The sequence below is a fragment of the Tardiphaga sp. 841_E9_N1_2 genome (assembly GCF_051811065.1).
GTDB classification, from domain to species: Bacteria; Pseudomonadota; Alphaproteobacteria; order Rhizobiales; family Xanthobacteraceae; genus Tardiphaga; species Tardiphaga robiniae.
In genome coordinates this window covers 5,320,403-5,338,834 of sequence record NZ_JBPWQC010000001.1, presented here as the reverse complement: position 1 = coordinate 5,338,834, position 18,432 = coordinate 5,320,403, and the positions used below count along the sequence as shown (strand labels likewise).

Below are 18,432 nucleotides of genomic sequence, written 5' to 3'. Positions count from 1 at the left end.
ATGGGTGAGCGCCGGCGTTTGCAGCCATCCTTCGAGACGCGGCGAAGATGCCGCTCCTCAGGATGAGGACGGAGTGTTGCAGCACCTTCCTGTATCGATGCTTATCCGCTCTTCAGCAGCGACAGAATATGGTTCGTCGACTTGTAGCTCGCCACTGCATTGTCGCGGAAACTCGGCGTCCAGTTGGAGGCGGTCCGCTCCTCATCGCTCATCGCCGAATAGGTATTGAGAATGCCGAGGCTGAACTGGCTGGGATCGCCGCTCTTCTGGCTTGCCTGCAACGCCTCGAGAATGCTGGTGCGATTGCGTGAATCGAGCACCTGTTTGGCGGCAAAGCTCTCTTCCTTCGAGAACAGACCATCCTGATTGAGCGAGATCGCCGAGAGCGAACGATTGTCGACGGCGGAGAAATCCGCGAGCTGGCCGGTCTTGCGGCGGCTGTCATAAACGAGTTCGCCCTTGCCCGCCTCTTTCGCCGCCTTGGCCTGCGCATCCAGCGCCGCACGCACGCTCTTCGCAACGGTGGCGATGTCCTGCACGGGCGTCGTTGTATCGGGCTGCGCGAGATAGGCTGCGACCGGATCGTTGGCGATGCCTGATGGCGCCTTGGTCGGTGTCTGCTCGGTCGCCTGAATGCCCTTCAGCACGGCCTCGCGCTGCGCGGACCAGGCCGCCGAGGCTTTCTCTTCGCTGCCCGCGGCATCGAGATAATCCAGCGCCGCCTTGTAGATGCCGCTGAAATCGCCGGTGAGCTTGGCCGTGCCTGCAGCAGGCGCCAGCGCCGCATTGAAGCGATTGCCCAGTTCGGCCTGGGCGACCTTCTGCTCGTCGGCGGTGAAGGTGCCGCCATTGTTGGTGGCCATGGCGTAGAGGGAACGGCGATCCAGTGTGGAGAGATCGATGGTCAGCTTGCCGTCCTTGTCCAGCGGACCCGTCGCTTTCGCGGCCACATATTGGGCCGCCAGCTTCGCCCTGAGATCCGTGACGACGGTCGCGATGTCCTTGTCGGAGCCGGAGCTCGCCAGCTTCGCCCGCGCCGCCTCCGACAGCGTCAGATTGGTCGCCGCATCGGACGAGGACGACGATGCGCTCTCATTGCTGTTGAGCGCATTGGCCAGCGATGGCTGGGCGGTGGCGGCGGCACGCGCATAGGCGGAGCCGTAATTGGCATAGGGATTGAGGCCGGTATTGACCGAGGTCATGGGCGATCCTTGGGCAGTCCTGCCCGCGCTGGGAAGCGACGGTTAAGAAACCGTTACGGAACCGGACCATTTCAAGGGATGGTTAATGTAAGGTAAATGTTTCGGGAGATTGCTGGAAATATCGTGCGGACTGCGCGTCTCAGCGAAGCAATCCGCCCCGAGTTCGTCATTCCGGGGCGCGGGCGCATCTTCGCGCACGCGAACCCGGAATCTCGACATGGTGAAAACACTTCGGGATCCCGGGTTCTGACCTCCGCGGCTTCGCCGCTGCGGCCCACCCCGGGATGACGAGTGGGCGCCCGCAGGCGCCCCACTCGTCAATCTTGGATCTTCGAGAAATCCGCCACCGCACGCGTCGCCGCACGGATCTCGTTCAGCAGCTTCAGACGATTTTCGCGGACCGCCGCGTCGTCGTCATTGACCTTCACCTTGTCGAAGAACGCATCCACCGCCGGCCGCAGCTTGGCCATGGCGGTCATCGCGCCGGCGAAGTCTTCCTTGGCAACAGCCGCGCTCGCTTCCGGACCGACCTCGGCAATTGCCCTGGCCAATGCCTTTTCTTCATCGAGCTTGAACAACGCAGCATCCGGCGCGCCGTCGAACTTGCGCTTGTCCTTCTTCTCCTCGATCGCGAGAATGTTGTTGGCGCGCTTGGTGCCGGCCAACAGGTTCTTGCCGTCGTCGCTGTCGAGAAACTTGCCGAGCGCTTCGACGCGGCGGACCACCATCAGAAGATCGTCCTGACCGCCGAGCGCGAACACCGCATCCACGAGATCGTGACGGGCGCCTTGGTCGCGGAGCTGGCCTTTGAGGCGGTCGGCGAAGAAGGCGAGAAGATCGACACTGTTTGTTCGTACTTGTCGATCATTCCACAACACAGTCGTGTGGGCATTTGCGATGATAGAGAAGCCACTCGACGTTTTTGCTTTTTCCTGCCCAATGATCATCTTAGTTTCATCGATCGCCATCGAGTGACGATCAAAAACAGGAACCAAGTTTAGCTGAACTTTATTTTCTATTAGCAACCGAATCACGCCCAACGCCGCACGGCGCAGCGCGAACGGGTCCTTCGATCCCGTCGGCTTTTCGTCGATCGCCCAGAAACCCACCAGCGTATCGAGCTTGTCGGCCAGCGCCACGGCGACGCTGACGAGATCACTCGGCACGCGATCGGTCGGACCCTGCGGCTTGTAGTGATCCTCACTCGCGGCAGCGACAGCGGCGTCCTCGCCTTGCGCCAAGGCATAGTACTTGCCCATCAGGCCCTGTAGCTCGGGGAATTCGCCGACCACTTCGGTGAGCAGGTCGGTCTTCGCCAGTTGCGCGGCACGCGCGGTCTTCGCAGCATCGGCGCCGACCAGCGGGGCGATCTCGGCAGCGAGCTTTTCAATGCGCGCGATACGCGCGGCCTGTGTGCCGAGCTTCTCGTGAAACACGATCTGCTCGAATTTCGGCAGCCGGTCTTCGAGCTTCGTCTTGAGATCCGTCTCGTAGAAGAACTTCGCATCCGACAGGCGCGCGCGGATCACGCGCTCGTTGCCGGCAACGATCGCCGTGCCGCCGTCGCTGGCTTCGATATTGGCTGTTATGACGAACTTGTTGGTCAGCTTCTGCGTCTTGGGATCGCGGACCACAAAACATTTCTGGTTGGCGCGAATGGTGGCGCGGATCACCTCGTCCGGGATCGACAGGAATTCCTTGTCGAACGAGCCCATCAGCACCACGGGCCATTCGACGAGGCCCGCGACTTCGTCGAGCAGTGCGGGGTCTTCGACCAGCTCATACCCCTGCGCGAACGTGAGCTGCCGCGCATCGGCGAGGATGATTTCCTTGCGGCGCTCGGGATCGAGCACGACTTTCGCGGCCTGCAGCTTCGCCACATAGTCGTCGAAGCGGCGCACCTGGATCGCGTCGGGAGCGAGGAAGCGATGACCGTAGGTGGTCTGACCGACACTCACGCCGCTCAGGTCGAACTGCACGACTTCCGGTTCTTCGGTCTCGATGCCGAAGGTGGCGACGATGGAATGCAGCGGACGCACCCAGGTCAGCGCGCTGGATTTCGCGGAAGCCGCGCCCCAGCGCATCTGCTTCGGCCACGGGAAGGTGCGGATGATGATCGGCAGAATCTCGGCCAGCACATCGACCGTCGGCTTGCCCGGCTTTTCCGTCAGCGCGATGTAGAAATCGCCCTTGGGATCGCGCTGGATCTTGGCTTCATCCAGCGAAGCGAGGCCGGTGGCTTTCAGAAACCCCTGGATCGCGGCTTCGGCGCCGCCAACGCGAGGTCCCTTGCGCTCCTGCTTGAGGTCCGACTGGCGTGCGGGAATGCCATGCACCGTCAGCGTCAGGCGACGCGGCGTCGCAAAAGCCTTCGCGCCTTCATAAACGAGACCTTCGGCGACCAGCCTATCGGTCACAATGCGGCGCAGATCTTCCGCCGCCTTGGCCTGCATGCGGGCGGGGATTTCTTCGGAGAACAGTTCGAGGAGAAGATCAGGCATCAGGCAGCACTTCCGGCTTCGGTATGCACCCACGCTTCGCCGCAGGCCTTGGCGAGTTCGCGGACGCGCATGATGTAGCTCTGGCGCTCAGTGACCGAGATCACGCCGCGCGCATCGAGCAGATTGAAAACATGGCTGGCCTTGATGCACTGGTCATAGGCCGGCAGCGCCATCAGATGTTCTTCGCGCTTGTCGCTCTTCCAGCCGGCGTCGAGATATTTGCGGCAGGCGGCCTCGGCCATCTTGAACTGCTCGAACAGCATCGCGGTATCGGCATGTTCGAAATTGTGCCGGGAATATTCCTGCTCCGCCTGCAGGAAGACGTCGCCATAGGTCACCTTGTCGGCGCCGTCGCGGCCATTGAAGTTGAGATCGTAAACGCGGTCGACGCCCTGCACATACATCGCAAGACGTTCGAGACCGTAAGTGAGTTCGCCCGCCACCGGCGCGCATTCGACGCCCGCGACCTGCTGGAAGTAGGTGAACTGGCTGACTTCCATGCCGTCGCACCAGCATTCCCAGCCAAGGCCCCAGGCGCCCAAAGTCGGGCTTTCCCAGTCGTCCTCGACGAAGCGCACGTCATGCAGCGCCGTGTCGATGCCGATGGCTTTCAGCGACTGCAGATATAGATCCTGCAGGTTCGCCGGCGATGGCTTCATGATCACCTGGAACTGGTAATAGTGCTGCAGCCGGTTCGGGTTCTCGCCATAACGGCCATCCTTCGGCCGGCGTGATGGCTGCACGTAGGCGGCCTTCCAGGGCTTCGGCCCCAGCGCCCGCAAGGTCGTCGCGGGATGGAAGGTGCCGGCGCCCATTTCCATGTCGTAGGGCTGCAGGATCACGCAGCCCTGCTCGGCCCAAAACCGCTGCAGAGCGAGAATGAAGCCCTGGAACGAACGTTCCGGGCGCATGTGCGGAGGCAGGGAGTCCATGGTGGTTTCTGGGCCGTTTTTCCGGGGATTCGCCAAGGGGATCAAGGCGGATCAAAGCGCGCGGACCGTATCGGCGCGGCCATCCGGAATCAAGGCAATGCGGCCCGATTTGGCGGTAACCGACGGGTAACCGCGCCGGCACATCGCCTGATCAGCAGGGCTAGTCGTTAAGGTCCCGCGCACTATCCTGAATCGCATCGGTGGGAACGAACCGGGTCATCGGGACTTACCCCAGCGAAAGGCTCGAACGATCCAAGTCGCGCGGGCCGAAGACCTCCAAGTCTTAAGTTGTCCAAATCTCCAGGGCCAAGGGATCTCCAAGCCTGAAAGCCCAACTTTGTCGCCGGTCTCGAGGACGTGCCCCGTCCTCAGGCCGGCGCAAATGTTTTGGGGGCCCGTTTGCGGCGTCTAGCCCGGCCGATAGGCGCCGGTGACGGGATCGCGGCGCAGGGTCGGGACCTCCGTGGTCCCGCTGCGTTCGGCTACCCGCGCCTGGCGGGCTTCTTCCAATTCATGATTGATCCGCTTGGCGGTTCTGTAGGCCCAGCGGACAACGGCTGCGCTCCCAAGCGCGCCTGCAAGTGCGACCAGCGGCGGCATGTGTCGATTCCTGTCGTTCATCTCAAGCCCCCTGCCGATAGTCTCGCGCAAGTGCCGGATTCCTGCAATTAGCTTTTAAGCAACCAAATGCCGCGCAATACCGTCCTGCTAAAAGCCGTATTTGGACCACAGCGCGCGAGTCTCTAGCGCCGAGATCAGCTGCTCCGGTAATCCCGAAAATCCGTCGAGCGAGAGCTGCGAGCCCGCGCCGGATTTGCGGCCGAGCAGACCCGACAACATGCCGGATGGCTGCGCGATCACCGGCATCTGCACCTTGTCGCCATAGCGCGCGCGCAGCACCGAGCGCAGATCGCCAATGGCATCGCTAAGGCCAAGCGCGATGGATTTTTCGCCGGCCCAGTATTCTCCGGAGAACAGCACGTCCTCGGCGCCCTTCAGCCGGGCACCGCGGCTCTCCTTCACGAGATTGATGAAGATCGCGTGGATTTCGCGCTGAAGCGATTTCAGCCGCGCCACATCATCGGCATTTTCCGGCAGGAACGGATCGAGCATCGCCTTGTGCTCACCCGCCGTATAGAGACGCCGCTCGACACCGATCTTCTTGATCAATTCCTGAAAACCGAAGGTGCCGCCGACGACACCGATGGAGCCGACGATCGATGACGGATCGACAAAGATTTCATCGCCGGCGCAGGCGATCATGTAGCCGCCGGACGCCGCGACGTCCTCCACGAACACGAACACCGGTAGTTTCTTCTCCGCCGCGAGCTGGCGGATGCGCAGATAGATCTGCCGCGACTGCACCGGCGAGCCGCCCGGTGAATTGATCACCAGCGCAACAGCCTTGGCATTCTTCGTCGCGAATGCCTTGTCCAGCAGCCTTGCCACGCCCGCGAGCGACAATCCCGGACGCAGCGGCGTGACGGCGCCGATCGTTCCGGACAGACGCACCACCGGCACGACTGCAGTTGCGCGACGGAAACGCGCAGGCAGCAGCCTTGTGATCGCCGCTTTTAAATTGGATTCGCTCATTCAAATTTCCTCGACATTAACCAACTTTTATCACGCTGCTGTCATTGAACCGAGAGACGCTTTCAGCGTTTGAAAACCATAACAGGCCTTTACGCCGCAGCGGGAGAAGACATGAAAATCTATCTGCTCATGCTGATCATCGGTACGCTGCTCACGGCGATCCACTTCACGTCGGCGCCGCAGAAACGTTCCGAAACAGCTCCTCAATAAACAGTACGCTGACTGCGGCATCGCCTAGAGCGATGTCCGAAGCGACGACCACGGCAGAACCGCCTGCCCGGCCAGCACGCGCTGGATATGGAGATCAGGCGCGCCATCCGCATCCCGCAGCGAGATGCCGGGCTCAATTGCCGCAGGCGCGCGGCCACCCTTCACAGCACGCACCAACACCCTGATCGCCGGCGCCGTCGCATCGCCATGCACCGGCATGATTGCGACGCTGCCGAAGCCGCGACCCAGCGCCGCTAGCACATCGGGCAATCCGTCCGCCCGCCAGATCAATGTCAGCACGCCGCCGGATTTGAGCAGCCGCCGCGCCGCGTGAATCCATGTCTGCAACGTGTCTTCCGTCGCGACATGGGCGATCTCGCGCGACTTGTTCGGCGAAGCGCGATGGCGCGCGGGATCGTTGAAGGGCGGATTCATCAGCACCGCGTCGGCGCTGTCTTGCGGCAGGCCTGCGGCAGCGAAAACATCGGCGCTCGCAGCGATATCGAGCGTCACGACATCCGCCGCAATACAGTTCGCCGTCGCGTTTTCCCTCGCCAGTTCAGCAAGTTGCGGGTCGATCTCAACCAGTGTCAGGGATAGGCCGGGCACCCGCTTGGCGAGCGCCAGACCGGCCGTCCCCACGCCCGATCCGAAATCGACGACCTTGTGATCGGCTTGCGCCGAGGTTGCAGCAGCCAGCAGGATCGCGTCATGGCCGGCCCGATGGCCGGATTTCGGCTGCCGCAGCCGCAACTGGCCACCCAGGAAGCCGTCCTCCGTGGTCACGATCGCGTCAGCCATAGGCTTAATCCTGCACCCGCAGCTCGTGGGCCAGCCCGGCTTCGGTCAGCACACGGCGCGCCTGCAGGTCATCGTCTTCATGCACCAGGATCCGGCGCGGAATGATGCCCAGCGATCCTTCGATCACGCTCATATTCTGGTCCAGCACCAGATGGTGGATATTCGCGCCGTCGAGCAGCGCGCCCACCGCCGAGACCAGCACCACATCGTTCGTCCGCATGATTTCGCGCAATTGGAGGTCGCTCCCTGCCAGTAACCGGGTGTGTATCTATGGGGAAGTCAAGGTTCCGATGCCCTTGCCGCGCCGCTGCGCAGTTTCTATTGTGCGGCCCGATATCGGTCGACGGCAATTCAGCAGATGGGGACACCTGTTTTCAACGTGAATTCGCCCTATTTGAATATAAGCGCTGCCAGTGCCTGCCTTTTCATGGCCCGACGAAGCGCCCTTGTAATTCGGAGAGCCCAGCGTGGCGGTGATTGTTCCCTTCGAGAGTCACGCGACAGCGTCGATCGACCAGTTGGTCAGCCTTGTCGCCTCTGACATGGAGCGCGTCAATGCGACCATCCTGTCGCGGACCGGCTCGGAAGTCACCATGATCCCCGAGGTCGCCAACCACCTGATCTCCTCGGGCGGCAAGCGGCTGCGCCCGATGCTGACGCTCGCGATGGCCAACCTCACCGGCTACACCGGCGACGGCCATATCAAGCTCGCTGCCTCCGTCGAATTCATGCACACCGCAACGCTCCTGCATGACGACGTGGTCGACCAGAGCGAACTGCGCCGTGGCAAGCTGTCCGCGCGTATGCTGTGGGGTAACGAGGCCAGCGTTCTCGTCGGTGATTTCCTGCTCGGCCAGGCCTTCCGCATGATGGTCGAAGTCGGCTCGCTGCGCGCGCTCGATATTCTATCCTCGGCTGCCGCCACCATTGCGGAGGGCGAAGTGATGCAGCTCGCCGCCGCCAAGAACACCGCCACCACCGAAGACGAATATCTCGCGGTCATCCGCGGCAAGACCGCCGAACTTTTTGCCGCCGCCTGCGAAGTTGGCCCGGTGATCGCGAACCGCCCGAAGGCCGAACAGACCGCGTGCCGTTCGGTCGGCATGAATCTCGGCATCGCCTTCCAGCTCATCGACGACGTGCTTGACTACGGCGGCAAGGCCGCCAAGCTCGGCAAGAATGTCGGCGACGATTTCCGCGAGGGCAAGATCACCCTGCCCGTGGTGCTCGCCTTCCGCCGCGGCAACGACGCCGAGCGCGAATTCTGGATCAAGGCGCTGGAGCGCGGCGAGATCGGCGAAGGCGACCTCGATCACGCCATCGGCCTGATGACCAAGCACCGCGCACTGGAAGACACGATCAACCGCGCCCAACATTACGGCGCCATGGCCGTCGATGCGCTGGCGCTGTTTCCGTCGTCACCGATGAAGACTGCACTGGAGCAGGTCGTGGCGTTCTGTCTGGCACGGACGCATTAAGGCCAGACCTCACTGCACCGCGATGACCACCTTGCCCTTCGCGCGGCTGGTCTCGACATAGGCCAGCGCATCCCCGGTGTTCTCGAACGGGAACACCTTATCGACGACCGGCCGGATCACGCCGGCTTCGATCAGGGACGTAATCTCACTCAACCGCTGCCCCTGCGCGCGCATGAACAGGAATGAATAGCGTAGGCCGAGGCGCTCGGCTTTTTTCCTCACGCCACGGCTCAGCAGACGCATGATCAGTTTCAGGAACAGGTTCAGACCGGCTTCCTTGGCGAAAGCCGGATCGGGCGGACCGGAAATGGAAATGAGCTGGCCGCCCGGCTTGAGCACACCCAGAGATTTATCGAGCGTCTTTGGATCCTGACTATTCAGCACAAGATCGTAGCCCGACAGGACCTTCTCGAAGTCCTGCGTCTTGTAGTCGATGACCACATCCGCCCCGAGACTTTTGACCAGTTCGGCATTCCTTGCACTGGTTGTCGTCGCAACTGTAGCGCCGAGATGCTTGGCGAGCTGGATTGCAAAAGTCCCGACACCACCGGAGCCGGCCTGAATGAAGACCTTCTGACCGGGCTTTACCTTGCCCACTTCGACCAGCGCTTGCCACGCCGTCAGCCCCACCAGCGGGATGGATGCCGCTTCCGTCATGCTGAGATTTTTCGGCTTCAGCGCCACGTCAGCCTCATTGATGGCGATGAATTCGGCGAATGTACCGACCCGATGATCGCGCGGCCGCGCATAGACTTCGTCGCCCACCTTGAACCGGCTGGCTCTGGATCCTGCCCTGACAACCGTTCCGGCGACGTCGTGACCCAGGATGAAAGGCGGACGATAGGGAAGAATAAGCTTGAACTCTCCATCCCGGAGCTTGGAATCCAGCAGGTTCACAGCTGTGGCGTGAACCCGGACCAGAACATCAGTGTCCTGCACTTCCGGTTTGGGCACGTTGGCCAGGCGCAGAGCGCCCTTCTTTTTGTACTTATCAACGACGAATGCCTTCATGGGCTTTCTCCAATCTCAAGTTAGCAGCGGCGCCAATCGCTCAGGAAGGAAAGAGCCTTCGGCACGAAATCAGCGTGGTACTGGAATATCCCGCCATGCCCGGCGTCTTCGTAGATCACCAGTTGCGCTCCGGGGATGCGTTCGGCCAAGTCGGTGCTGTTCACAGTCGGGACCATGATATCGTTGTCGCCATTCGCGATCAGGACGGGGATCTTGATACGGCCGAGATCCTGAGGCGCCTGTCGGCCCCAGGCTTTGATTGCCTTGAGTTGCCGCAGGAAGGCGCCAGGAGTCGGGCCCTTGTCCCTGTCCGCCTTGCGTTCCTTCAACCGCTTCAGAAAGGCCTTCGCGGCCTGGCGACCATTGGCCGTAGATGTGAAAAACAGATACAATTTCGGGTCGCGTAGCGTCAGCAGACCCTTGATCATGAGCGGCCAGGACACCGCTCCGACCTTATCGATACCTTTGCCGCCCGCAGGACCGGTGCCAGTCAGGATGAGCTTTCGCACAAGACCGGGAGCCTTGAGCGCAACATCCTGCGCCACAAATCCGCCGAGGGAAAAACCGAGCAGATCGACCTTCTCGAAACCCAGCGCCCGGATCAGGGCAATCGCGTCGCGCGCCATTTCGTCGATAGTCACAGGTGCTGTTCCGCCCGACGCGCCGATGCCCCGATAGTTGGTCGCGATCACGCGGTGTTTGCAGGCGAGGCCGTCAACGATCCGCGGGTCGAAATTGTCCAGCACCGCTCCCCAATGATTGAGGAGAACGAGCGGCACGCCGCCCCGGGGGCCTAGATCTCGATAGGCAAAGGCAGTTCCTCCGACGTTGATGGAGAGATTGGGCGCCTCAACGTAGCGCACGCCAGATCCAACGTTGCCAGGAGCACTCGTCATTGTTTGGTCCATTGCCGCAGCACCTGTGCTGTCACCAACCCGACACGGCTGCGCTCTCCTGTACTCATCGCTTCTGCCTTCATTTTATCGTGGAACATCCTTGGAGGCGGTGTTACTATCGAATTAATAGTAAGTCACTACTAAAAAGATACCGACATGAAGAATCTTTCGGACCAGCCATGCCTGATTGCCCGAAGCCTTGCGGTAGTGGGGGACGCATGGAGCATGCTGATCATGCGCGACGCCCATGCGGGGCTGACCCGCTTCGATGATTTCCGCAAAGGCCTCGGTATCGCGCCAACGATGCTGACGGGCCGTCTTTCAGCCCTGACCGACGAAGGGCTGCTGGAGAAACGTCGCTATTCCGAGCGTCCGCCACGGGACGAATATGTGCTGACGGAAGCCGGCCGCGACTTTCTGCCGGTGCTATTTGCGATCGGCGAGTGGGGACGCAAGCATCGCGGCGGGGGCGACGTCACCCGGTTCTTCGACGCCGAGACCGGAACGGAGATCGATCCCGTTACCATCGACCGCGAGACCGGCGCTCCGGTCGGAACACGTCCCATTCGCGTCGCCGCAATCGAATGAGCCGCGCGGCATTCCGGCGCCATGGCCGGCAATGCGCTGGCGATCACGCCACGGAGCGTGCCTTGTCACGCGCAGCCTCGATGTCGCGTACCGGCGGCGCGCCGAACATGCGGCCATATTCCCGGGTGAATTGCGGCACACTTTCATAACCGACGGCGAAGGCCGCGCTGCTCGCGGCCGCGCCTTCCCACAACATCAGCCGCCGCGCCTCGATCAGGCGCAACTGCTTCTGGAACTGCAGCGGCGTGAGTGACGTCACCGTGCGAAAATGCTGGTGGAATGACGACGGGCTCATGCCCGCAACATCTGCGAGACGCTCGACCAGCACCGGCCGCGCGAAATCGGCGCGCAACACCGCGACCGCGCGCGCGACACGTTGTGCGTGACTATCCGGCCAGCCAAGCCGTCGGATCGCCGGCCCGTGGCGACCGGCCAGCAGCCAGTAATGCATCTCCCGCACCAGCTGAGCGCGCAGCACCGGCAATGACGCCGGACGATCGAGCAAGCGCATCAGCCGCAACGCCGCGTCCGCAACTTCGGCATCGGTGGGCTCGACCCGGACACGCGCGAGATCGGCGCTTGGCTCCGCTTTCATCTCGACAACCAGTTCGGCGATCACGGCCAGATCAAGTTCGAACACCAGCGAGAGATAGGGCGCGGCAATGCTCGCCCGTGTGATTTGACTGACGATCGGAACATCGGCCGTGATGATCAGCGAATCCCCGGCGGCGAAGACAAAACTCTCCGTGCCCATGGTGACATGCTTGGTGCCCTGCACGACGAGGCAGACGAGCGGCTGGAAGATCGCGTGAACAATGTCGCTGGGCGTGGTCGCGCGCACGGCAGCAAGGCCGAGGATCGGCGTGGTCGCGATGCCGGCACTATCAGCATGGGTCTCTGTGTAACGGCGAACGGCATTGAGAAGCGTGGTCATGAGGCTCAGCCTACATCATCGTAAATGCGCCAGCACATGATTTTGGAGGATTAGGCAAGGAACGTCGAGCTTCGGGCAACTAGCCCTGGTTCGTCGGGGCGATATCGGAATGGTCACACCACAGGAGCTGACCATGACCAAGATTACCCTCGTTACCGGCGCCAGCCGCGGTCTCGGCCGCAATACCGCTCTCAACATCGCCCGTCACGGCGGCGATGTCGTCCTCACCTATCAAAGCCGCAGCGAAGACGCACAGGCTGTCGTCTCCGAAATCCAGCGCATGGGCCGCAAGGCGGTGGCGCTGCAACTCGACACCGGCAAGATTGCCGGCTTCGCCGACTTTGCTGGTCGTCTGCGAACAGCACTGCGCGAAACCTGGTCGCGCGAAACGTTCGACCATCTCGTGAACAATGCCGGACACGGGGATTATGCACTGATCGCCGATACCACCGAGGCGCAGTTCGATGGGCTGGTGAATGTCCATTTCAAAGGCGTGTTCTTCCTGACGCAGACACTGCTGCCACTGATCGCGGACGGCGGCCGCATCGTGAACCTGTCGTCCGGGCTGACCCGCATGTGCCTCCCCGGCTATGCTGCTTATGCCGCGATGAAGGGCGCCGTCGAGGTGATGACCATGTATATGGCGAAGGAACTGGGCAGCCGCCGGATCACCGTGAACACGGTCGCGCCCGGCGCAATCGAAACCGATTTCGGCGGCGGTGCCGTGCGTGACAATCCAGACATCAACAAGACGATCGCCGGCATGACCGCCCTTGGCCGCGTCGGCCTGCCCGACGATATCGGACCGATGATCGCGAGCCTGCTGTCGGAGGACAATCGCTGGGTGAACGCGCAGCGGATCGAGGTGTCGGGCGGACAGGGACTGTAGACAAAACAATCCCGGCGCTGACGAGCGGCGCCGGGATACGTCTCACATATTCAAATTGCTGGTCTGATTCTAAATCCGCGCGACCAATTCCTTGATCAGCGTGGTGATCCGCCCCGTCGGCGATTCCAGTTCTTTCATGATCGAGAAGTGATCCGCGCCCGGGATCTCCTCATAGCTCACCGGCAAACCGTACTTTGCCCGGTGCACGGCAAGGTCCGCCGTCTGCTGGCGCAGGATCGGCAATTCGCCGCCGCCAACCACCAGCGCGAGCGGCTTGTTCGGGCCGCCATCCTGCAGCAACGGCGACTGGCGCTTCGACATCGCCTCGTCGAGCTTGAGCTTCTCGTTGAGATAGGACGCGCGGATCGGTTCGAGATCGTAGATGCCGGAAATGGCGACGCCGCCCTTCACCTTCGGATGCGACAGCGTGGTCGAGGTGAGATGACCGCCGGCGGACCAGCCCGACACCACGATGCGGTTCGGATCGCCGCCGAGCGAGGGCAGCTTCTCCGCCAGCGCATCGACGCCGGCATGCATCTCGGCCACGATCTCCTCCAGCGTCGCGTCCGGCGCCAGTGTATAGCCGATCGCAGCGACGTTGATGCCGTGGGCGATGGGACCAGCAGCGAAGCAGGTGAAAAAATCCTTCGAGCGCATCTGCCAGTAGCCGCCATGGATCAGCAGCAGTGTCGGCCCGCCGTCGGCAGCCTTGATGAAATCGAACCTGTTGCGCTCGCGTGGACCGTAGGCGACGTCGAGATGCGCAGGGTACTTCGCCTTCATCGCGTCAGAGCGCTGGCCCCATCCGGCGGCGATGTCGGCGCTGCCCGCAACGGCAGTCGAGTTGTTCAGACCGGCATCGAGCTGCTCGCGTGACATCGCGCGCCAGTTGGAATCGCCGAAAGGCTTACTCATGGTTGCATCCCTGCATTGTGTGAGGCGACTTGGGTTAAGGAGATTTGGCCTACGAGTCCCATTTATCCAGAAAATGGTCTACACGGCTACGTCGGGATCGACATCCCAAGCATACGAATTGCTCTGCATCCGAAATTGGAGACGTGCGTGGCCTCTCAGCAAGATCTCATCAAAGCAACGGCCTGCGCCGTGGTCGATCAACTCAATGCCGGAACGGTAACGCCGCTCGACCTGCTGGACGCGCTGGAAGCCCGCATCAAGGACGTCGATGGCCAGGTCAACGCGCTGCCGATCCTGTGTTTCGATCGCGCCCGCGATCACGCGAAGGAATTGATGAAGAAGCCGCTCGGCGAACGCGGCATCCTTGCCGGCCTGCCGGTGCCGATCAAGGATCTCACCGCCGTCGCCGGCGTCCGCACCACACAGGGATCGCCGATCTACAAGGACGTTGTGCCGACCAAGTCCAACGTGCTGGTCGAACGCCTCGAAGAAAACGGCGGCGTGATCTATGCGAAATCCAACACGCCTGAATTCGGCGCGGGCGCCAATACGTTCAACGAAGTGTTCGGCGCGACGCTGAATCCGTGGGACCTGTCGAAGTCGGCCGCCGGCTCGTCCGGCGGCGCCGCGGCAGCACTTGCCAGCGGCACGGCGTGGATTGCCCATGGCTCCGACATGGGCGGTTCGCTGCGCAACCCCGCCAGCTTCTGTGGCATCGTTGGCCTGCGTCCGAGCGTCGGCCGCGTTGCGTCCACGCCCGCCGTGGCGCTCGCCCGGATGGTGAGCGTGCAGGGCCCGATGGCCCGCACCGTGGAAGACCTCGCGCTGATGCTCGACGCCATGAGCGGCGAACATCCTGCCGATCTGATCTCGCTGCCGAAACTGCCGACCTCATTCCGCTCCGCCGTGCGCGCCGGTACCAAGCCGAAGCGGATCGCCTATTCGCCGGATCTCGGCATCACCCCGGTCGACCCCGAAGTGGTCGCCATCACCCGCAAGGCAGCGATGGCATTCGCCGACGCCGGCGTGATCGTCGAGGAAGCGCATCCCGACCTGCGCGAAGCCCACGAATGCTTCCATGTGCTGCGCGCCTATGACTTCGCGATCTCGAAGCTCCAGCTGCTCCGCGACAAGCGCGATCAGCTGAAGCCGGAAGTGATCTGGAACATCGAGCAGGGCCTGAAGCTCACGGTCGATGACCTGGCGAAGGCGGAAGCGCAGCGTGTCACGCTGGCGGCACGTGCCTACGAGTTCTTCCAGACATACGACCTGCTGCTGTGCCCGGCGACCATCACGCCGCCGTTCCCGATCGAGCAGCGCTATCTCGCCGAATGCAACGGCACCAAATTCGATAACTACGTGCAGTGGCTGGGCATCGTCTATGCGATCACGCTGACCTGCTGCCCGGCGCTGTCGATGCCCTGCGGCTTCACCTCAAAGGGTCTGCCGGTCGGATTGCAGGTCGTCGGCCCGCCGCGCGGCGAAGCCTCACTGCTCGCCGGCGCACGCGTGCTGGAGGACATTCTGGGCCTGCGCGACTCCACGCCGATCGATCCGCGCCCGGCGAAGTAACGAAACTCCGCCCTCATACTCGCTCGTCCTGGCTGGCCCTGTGCCGGCCAGGACGACGCCTTTGGGCAGAGCCGCCCGGAGTACCGCTACCCTTCATAGACTTTTGTCTAAGCCACATTGTCGCATGTCGAGGCTAGTCATGTGCGGCCGCCGGGATGCAGGCATCGGCTGACAGAACGATCCTGCCAGCAGCAATGCATTCCGCGGCATTGGCTTTTCGTGCCGCGCGTGGCAACGGGACATTTCACTTCACGGAATACGAGGGTTCTACGTGGCAGATTCATTCGCACCGCCGGCGGACGGCAAACTCCATTTCGACGACGCCAAAAAACGCATCAAGGCGATCTTCATCGGCTCGATGGGCAATCTCGTCGAATGGTACGACTTCTACGCCTACACCGCCTTCGCCCTGTATTTCGCGCCGGCCTTCTTCCCGAACTCCGACCCCGTCGTTCAGCAGCTCAATGCGGCCGTGCTGTTCGCCGCCACCTTCCTGATGCGGCCGCTCGGCGGCTGGCTGTTCGGCTATCTCGCCGACACCTATGGCCGTCGTATATCGCTGACGATCTCGGTCCTGTGCATGTGCTTCGGCTCGCTGATCATCGCCTGCACGCCGACCTATGCCACCATCGGCATCGCGGCACCGATCCTGCTCGCGCTCGCCCGCATCATCGAAGGCCTCAGCCTCGGCGGCGAATACGGCGCCAGCGCCACCTATCTCTCGGAAGTTGCCGATCCCAAGCATCGCGGTTTCTATTCGAGCTTCCAGTATGTCACGCTGATCGGCGGCCAGCTGACCGCGATCATCGTGCTCCTGCTGCTGCAGAAGGTATTCCTCACCGAGCAGGAGCTGAAGGACTGGGGCTGGCGCATTCCGTTCGTGATCGGCGCTGGTCTTGCGGTCTTCACCGCCGTGATGCGTCGCGACATGCACGAGACTGACCAGTTCGTTGAAGCGAAGAAGCAGGCCAAGCCAATGGGTTCGCTGCGCGCGCTGATGGCCTATCCGCGCGAATTGCTGCTGGTTGTCGGCCTCACCGCCGGCGGCACCGCAGCGTTCTATACCTTCACCACCTACATGCAGACCTTCGTCAAGCTCTCGGTCGGCCTCACCGCGGACCAGACCACCACGGTGATCTTCGGCACGCTGATATTCGCCTGCCTGCTGCAGCCGATCTATGGCGCGATCTCCGACCGCATCGGCCGCAAGCCGCTGCTGATCTTCTTCGGCGTTGCCGGCACGCTGGCGACTGTTCCGATCCTGACAGCGTTGCAGGCCACCAAGTCGCCATTCACAGCGTTCCTGCTGATCTGCGGCGCCTGGGTGTTCGTGGCCGGCTATACCTCGATCAACGCGGTGGTGAAGGCCGAACTGTTCCCGACCAATATCCGTGCGCTGGGCGTCGGCGTGCCCTATGCGCTGACGGTGTCAATCTTCGGCGGTACGGCGCCGGCGATCGCGCTGTACTTCAAGCAGATCGGTCATGAACAGTGGTTCTACTATTACCTGTCGGGCATGATCTTCCTGTCGCTGCTGATTTACGCCACCATGCGCGACACCAAGCACAAGTCGGCGATGCACCGTCACGAGTGAAGGCCGCAGCCTAGAGAAGGAGCGTCAGCCATGACCGAGGATCACACCCCGCCGGAATCCAAGCTGACGCAGACCAAACAGCGCTGGGCGCGCGAAGGCCGGTTTCTCACCGGCAAGATTGCGCGCCCGGACGACCAGCGGCTCCCGCCCGGCCAGCACCTGACCCAGGACTGGCCGGTACTGGATCTGGGCATCACACCCGACATCCCCCGCGAGCGCTGGCGCCTCGATGTCTACGGTGCCGTCGAGACGCCGCTGTTCTGGGATTTCGGCCAGTTCAGCGCGCAGCCGCAATCGACCTTCATCTCAGACATCCATTGCGTCACTACCTGGTCGCGTTACGACAACCAGTGGGAGGGTCTTTCGACCCGCGCGCTGCTCGACGCCTGCCAGCCGAAGCCCGAGGCCCGCTTCGTGGTGCTGGAATCCCATGACGGCTACACCACCAACCTCTCGTTGGAAGACTTCGCTGCCGAAGACGCGCTGCTGGCACATTCGTGGCAGGGCTCCCCGATCGAGCGCGACCATGGCGGCCCCGTGCGCGTGATCGTGCCGCATCTGTATTTCTGGAAGAGCGCCAAGTGGCTGCAGCGCATCCAGTTCGTCGGCGACGACAAGCCCGGCTATTGGGAAGTCCGCGGTTATCACAACCGCGGCGATCCGTGGCAGGAGCAACGGTATTCGGACGATTGACGACTGCGCGTTGATGGAATTCTATTTCAGCACTTCGCAAACGCTGCGATGGTCCTGACGTATCAGTCCCTCGGTGCGACAAGAGACTTTCGCCCACCAGCCGTCGAGCGACTCGCGATCGCAATGCAGTTTGACGCTCATGCCATCGGCAAATGCGATCCATTCGGCGAAGCGATGCGACGGCACGGCGATCACCACGGGGATATCGCTAGAGAGCGCGCGCTCGATCAGATAAGCGAGCCCCTTGCCCTCGCGCTCCTGCTTGCCGAACCGGTTGATGATCACGAGATCGGCGCCCTCGTCGATGGCGTCGGCGACCTGCGTGCCCGCGTCGAGCAATTGACCGACATCGAGCTTGCAGCCCTTGGCGCCGGGACCGAGATCCTGAAACAAGCGCACGTGCGCACCGGTGTGCAGCATGACCGCAGTCAGCTTCGGCACGTCGAATTCGCGATGCCCGAGTTGCACCAATCCGACGGCGCGAATACCCTGCTTGCTCAAATCCGCCGCGAAGGTGTGCAACACTGCGTCGGGATCCTGATCCTTGTCATAGACAAGCGCAGCCAGATCGCATTGGGCGTCGAACATTGCGAAGTTCCAGTTTAGACCACGGCGCGCCACGA

General features: G+C 62.3%; 18 protein-coding genes. 6 read left to right on the top strand and 12 right to left on the bottom strand.

Features of this window, described 5'->3' with window-relative positions:
- Window positions 1–101: 101 nt before the first annotated feature.
- From AB8A50_RS25590 to AB8A50_RS25560, 7 genes are all read right to left on the bottom strand, one after another.
- Complete coding sequence (locus AB8A50_RS25590) at window positions 102–1,202, bottom strand: hypothetical protein (RefSeq protein WP_439079344.1); 1,101 nt, start codon at window positions 1,200–1,202, stop codon at window positions 102–104.
- A 317-nt stretch (window positions 1,203–1,519) separates the two neighbouring features.
- A complete protein-coding gene (glyS, locus tag AB8A50_RS25585; protein WP_439079342.1) occupies window positions 1,520–3,703 on the bottom strand; it encodes a glycine--tRNA ligase subunit beta in 2,184 nt (727 codons plus the stop codon).
- Complete coding sequence (locus AB8A50_RS25580; protein WP_184513429.1) at window positions 3,703–4,635, bottom strand: glycine--tRNA ligase subunit alpha; 933 nt, start codon at window positions 4,633–4,635, stop codon at window positions 3,703–3,705. Before AB8A50_RS25580 ends, glyS begins: the two co-directional genes overlap by 1 nt.
- 408 nt (window positions 4,636–5,043) lie before the next feature.
- Window positions 5,044–5,235 (bottom strand): hypothetical protein, encoded by a 192-nt coding sequence (locus tag AB8A50_RS25575; protein WP_089262464.1) that lies wholly within the window; start codon window positions 5,233–5,235, stop codon window positions 5,044–5,046.
- A 108-nt stretch (window positions 5,236–5,343) separates the two neighbouring features.
- On the bottom strand, window positions 5,344–6,228 hold the full coding sequence (locus AB8A50_RS25570; protein ID WP_439079341.1) for a S49 family peptidase: 885 nt from the start codon (window positions 6,226–6,228) through the stop codon (window positions 5,344–5,346).
- Between the two features lie 234 nt (window positions 6,229–6,462).
- Window positions 6,463–7,239 (bottom strand): tRNA1(Val) (adenine(37)-N6)-methyltransferase, encoded by a 777-nt coding sequence (locus tag AB8A50_RS25565; RefSeq protein ID WP_439079339.1) that lies wholly within the window; start codon window positions 7,237–7,239, stop codon window positions 6,463–6,465.
- 4 nt (window positions 7,240–7,243) lie between these two features.
- A complete protein-coding gene (locus AB8A50_RS25560; RefSeq protein ID WP_184513424.1) occupies window positions 7,244–7,471 on the bottom strand; it encodes a putative signal transducing protein in 228 nt (75 codons plus the stop codon).
- Between the two features lie 235 nt (window positions 7,472–7,706).
- On the opposite strand from AB8A50_RS25560, the gene AB8A50_RS25555 reads away from it, so the two are divergent.
- Complete coding sequence (locus AB8A50_RS25555; RefSeq protein ID WP_068733162.1) at window positions 7,707–8,717, top strand: polyprenyl synthetase family protein; 1,011 nt, start codon at window positions 7,707–7,709, stop codon at window positions 8,715–8,717.
- Between the two features lie 9 nt (window positions 8,718–8,726).
- On the opposite strand, the gene AB8A50_RS25550 is transcribed toward AB8A50_RS25555, so the two are convergent.
- Window positions 8,727–9,728, bottom strand: a complete 1,002-nt coding sequence (locus AB8A50_RS25550; protein ID WP_439079337.1) for an NADP-dependent oxidoreductase — start codon at window positions 9,726–9,728, stop codon at window positions 8,727–8,729.
- A gap of 20 nt (window positions 9,729–9,748) precedes the next feature.
- Window positions 9,749–10,624, bottom strand: a complete 876-nt coding sequence (locus tag AB8A50_RS25545) for an alpha/beta fold hydrolase (RefSeq protein WP_175368716.1) — start codon at window positions 10,622–10,624, stop codon at window positions 9,749–9,751.
- Between the two features lie 156 nt (window positions 10,625–10,780).
- Here AB8A50_RS25545 and AB8A50_RS25540 point away from each other — a divergent pair, with 156 nt between their 5' ends.
- Window positions 10,781–11,212 (top strand): winged helix-turn-helix transcriptional regulator, encoded by a 432-nt coding sequence (locus AB8A50_RS25540; RefSeq protein ID WP_439079335.1) that lies wholly within the window; start codon window positions 10,781–10,783, stop codon window positions 11,210–11,212.
- A 43-nt stretch (window positions 11,213–11,255) separates the two neighbouring features.
- Here AB8A50_RS25540 and AB8A50_RS25535 read toward each other — a convergent pair whose 3' ends face one another.
- Window positions 11,256–12,146, bottom strand: coding sequence for an AraC family transcriptional regulator N-terminal domain-containing protein (locus AB8A50_RS25535; protein WP_439079333.1), 891 nt, complete (start codon window positions 12,144–12,146; stop codon window positions 11,256–11,258).
- A 133-nt stretch (window positions 12,147–12,279) separates the two neighbouring features.
- On the opposite strand from AB8A50_RS25535, the gene AB8A50_RS25530 reads away from it, so the two are divergent.
- A complete protein-coding gene (locus tag AB8A50_RS25530) occupies window positions 12,280–13,035 on the top strand; it encodes an SDR family oxidoreductase (RefSeq protein WP_439062140.1) in 756 nt (251 codons plus the stop codon).
- A gap of 69 nt (window positions 13,036–13,104) precedes the next feature.
- On the opposite strand, the gene AB8A50_RS25525 is transcribed toward AB8A50_RS25530, so the two are convergent.
- Entirely contained in the window at window positions 13,105–13,950 is an 846-nt protein-coding gene (locus tag AB8A50_RS25525) for an alpha/beta hydrolase (RefSeq protein ID WP_093759579.1), read from the bottom strand.
- A gap of 147 nt (window positions 13,951–14,097) precedes the next feature.
- Between AB8A50_RS25525 and AB8A50_RS25520 the strand changes: the two genes are divergently transcribed.
- The 3 genes from AB8A50_RS25520 to AB8A50_RS25510 all read left to right on the top strand — a co-directional run bounded on the left by AB8A50_RS25520 (window position 14,098) and on the right by AB8A50_RS25510 (window position 17,809).
- Window positions 14,098–15,522 carry an amidase gene (locus tag AB8A50_RS25520; protein WP_093759580.1) on the top strand — a complete coding sequence of 475 codons (1,425 nt, stop codon included), beginning with the start codon at window positions 14,098–14,100 and terminating at the stop codon, window positions 15,520–15,522.
- A 358-nt stretch (window positions 15,523–15,880) separates the two neighbouring features.
- Entirely contained in the window at window positions 15,881–17,116 is a 1,236-nt protein-coding gene (locus AB8A50_RS25515; RefSeq protein ID WP_439080033.1) for an MFS transporter, read from the top strand.
- A gap of 30 nt (window positions 17,117–17,146) precedes the next feature.
- Complete coding sequence (locus tag AB8A50_RS25510; protein WP_439079331.1) at window positions 17,147–17,809, top strand: sulfite oxidase-like oxidoreductase; 663 nt, start codon at window positions 17,147–17,149, stop codon at window positions 17,807–17,809.
- 21 nt (window positions 17,810–17,830) lie between these two features.
- Here AB8A50_RS25510 and AB8A50_RS25505 read toward each other — a convergent pair whose 3' ends face one another.
- Window positions 17,831–18,397, bottom strand: a complete 567-nt coding sequence (locus tag AB8A50_RS25505; RefSeq protein ID WP_309947694.1) for a DUF2478 domain-containing protein — start codon at window positions 18,395–18,397, stop codon at window positions 17,831–17,833.
- Window positions 18,398–18,432: the final 35 nt, after the last annotated feature.

Excerpts from the sequence above, each read along its gene's own strand:
- AB8A50_RS25590 (WP_439079344.1), bottom strand. The coding sequence starts at position 1,202 with ATGACCTCGGTCAATACCGGCCTCAATCCCTATGCCAATTACGGCTCC.
- glyS (WP_439079342.1), bottom strand. The coding sequence starts at position 3,703 with ATGCCTGATCTTCTCCTCGAACTGTTCTCCGAAGAAATCCCCGCCCGC.
- AB8A50_RS25580 (WP_184513429.1), bottom strand. The coding sequence starts at position 4,635 with ATGGACTCCCTGCCTCCGCACATGCGCCCGGAACGTTCGTTCCAGGGC.
- AB8A50_RS25575 (WP_089262464.1), bottom strand. The coding sequence starts at position 5,235 with ATGCCGCCGCTGGTCGCACTTGCAGGCGCGCTTGGGAGCGCAGCCGTT.
- AB8A50_RS25570 (WP_439079341.1), bottom strand. The coding sequence starts at position 6,228 with ATGAGCGAATCCAATTTAAAAGCGGCGATCACAAGGCTGCTGCCTGCG.
- AB8A50_RS25565 (WP_439079339.1), bottom strand. The coding sequence starts at position 7,239 with ATGGCTGACGCGATCGTGACCACGGAGGACGGCTTCCTGGGTGGCCAG.
- AB8A50_RS25550 (WP_439079337.1), bottom strand. The coding sequence starts at position 9,728 with ATGAAGGCATTCGTCGTTGATAAGTACAAAAAGAAGGGCGCTCTGCGC.
- AB8A50_RS25545 (WP_175368716.1), bottom strand. The coding sequence starts at position 10,624 with ATGACGAGTGCTCCTGGCAACGTTGGATCTGGCGTGCGCTACGTTGAG.
- AB8A50_RS25540 (WP_439079335.1), top strand. The coding sequence starts at position 10,781 with ATGAAGAATCTTTCGGACCAGCCATGCCTGATTGCCCGAAGCCTTGCG.
- AB8A50_RS25535 (WP_439079333.1), bottom strand. The coding sequence starts at position 12,146 with ATGACCACGCTTCTCAATGCCGTTCGCCGTTACACAGAGACCCATGCT.
- AB8A50_RS25530 (WP_439062140.1), top strand. The coding sequence starts at position 12,280 with ATGACCAAGATTACCCTCGTTACCGGCGCCAGCCGCGGTCTCGGCCGC.
- AB8A50_RS25525 (WP_093759579.1), bottom strand. The coding sequence starts at position 13,950 with ATGAGTAAGCCTTTCGGCGATTCCAACTGGCGCGCGATGTCACGCGAG.
- AB8A50_RS25515 (WP_439080033.1), top strand. The coding sequence starts at position 15,881 with ATGGGCAATCTCGTCGAATGGTACGACTTCTACGCCTACACCGCCTTC.
- AB8A50_RS25510 (WP_439079331.1), top strand. The coding sequence starts at position 17,147 with ATGACCGAGGATCACACCCCGCCGGAATCCAAGCTGACGCAGACCAAA.
- AB8A50_RS25505 (WP_309947694.1), bottom strand. The coding sequence starts at position 18,397 with ATGTTCGACGCCCAATGCGATCTGGCTGCGCTTGTCTATGACAAGGAT.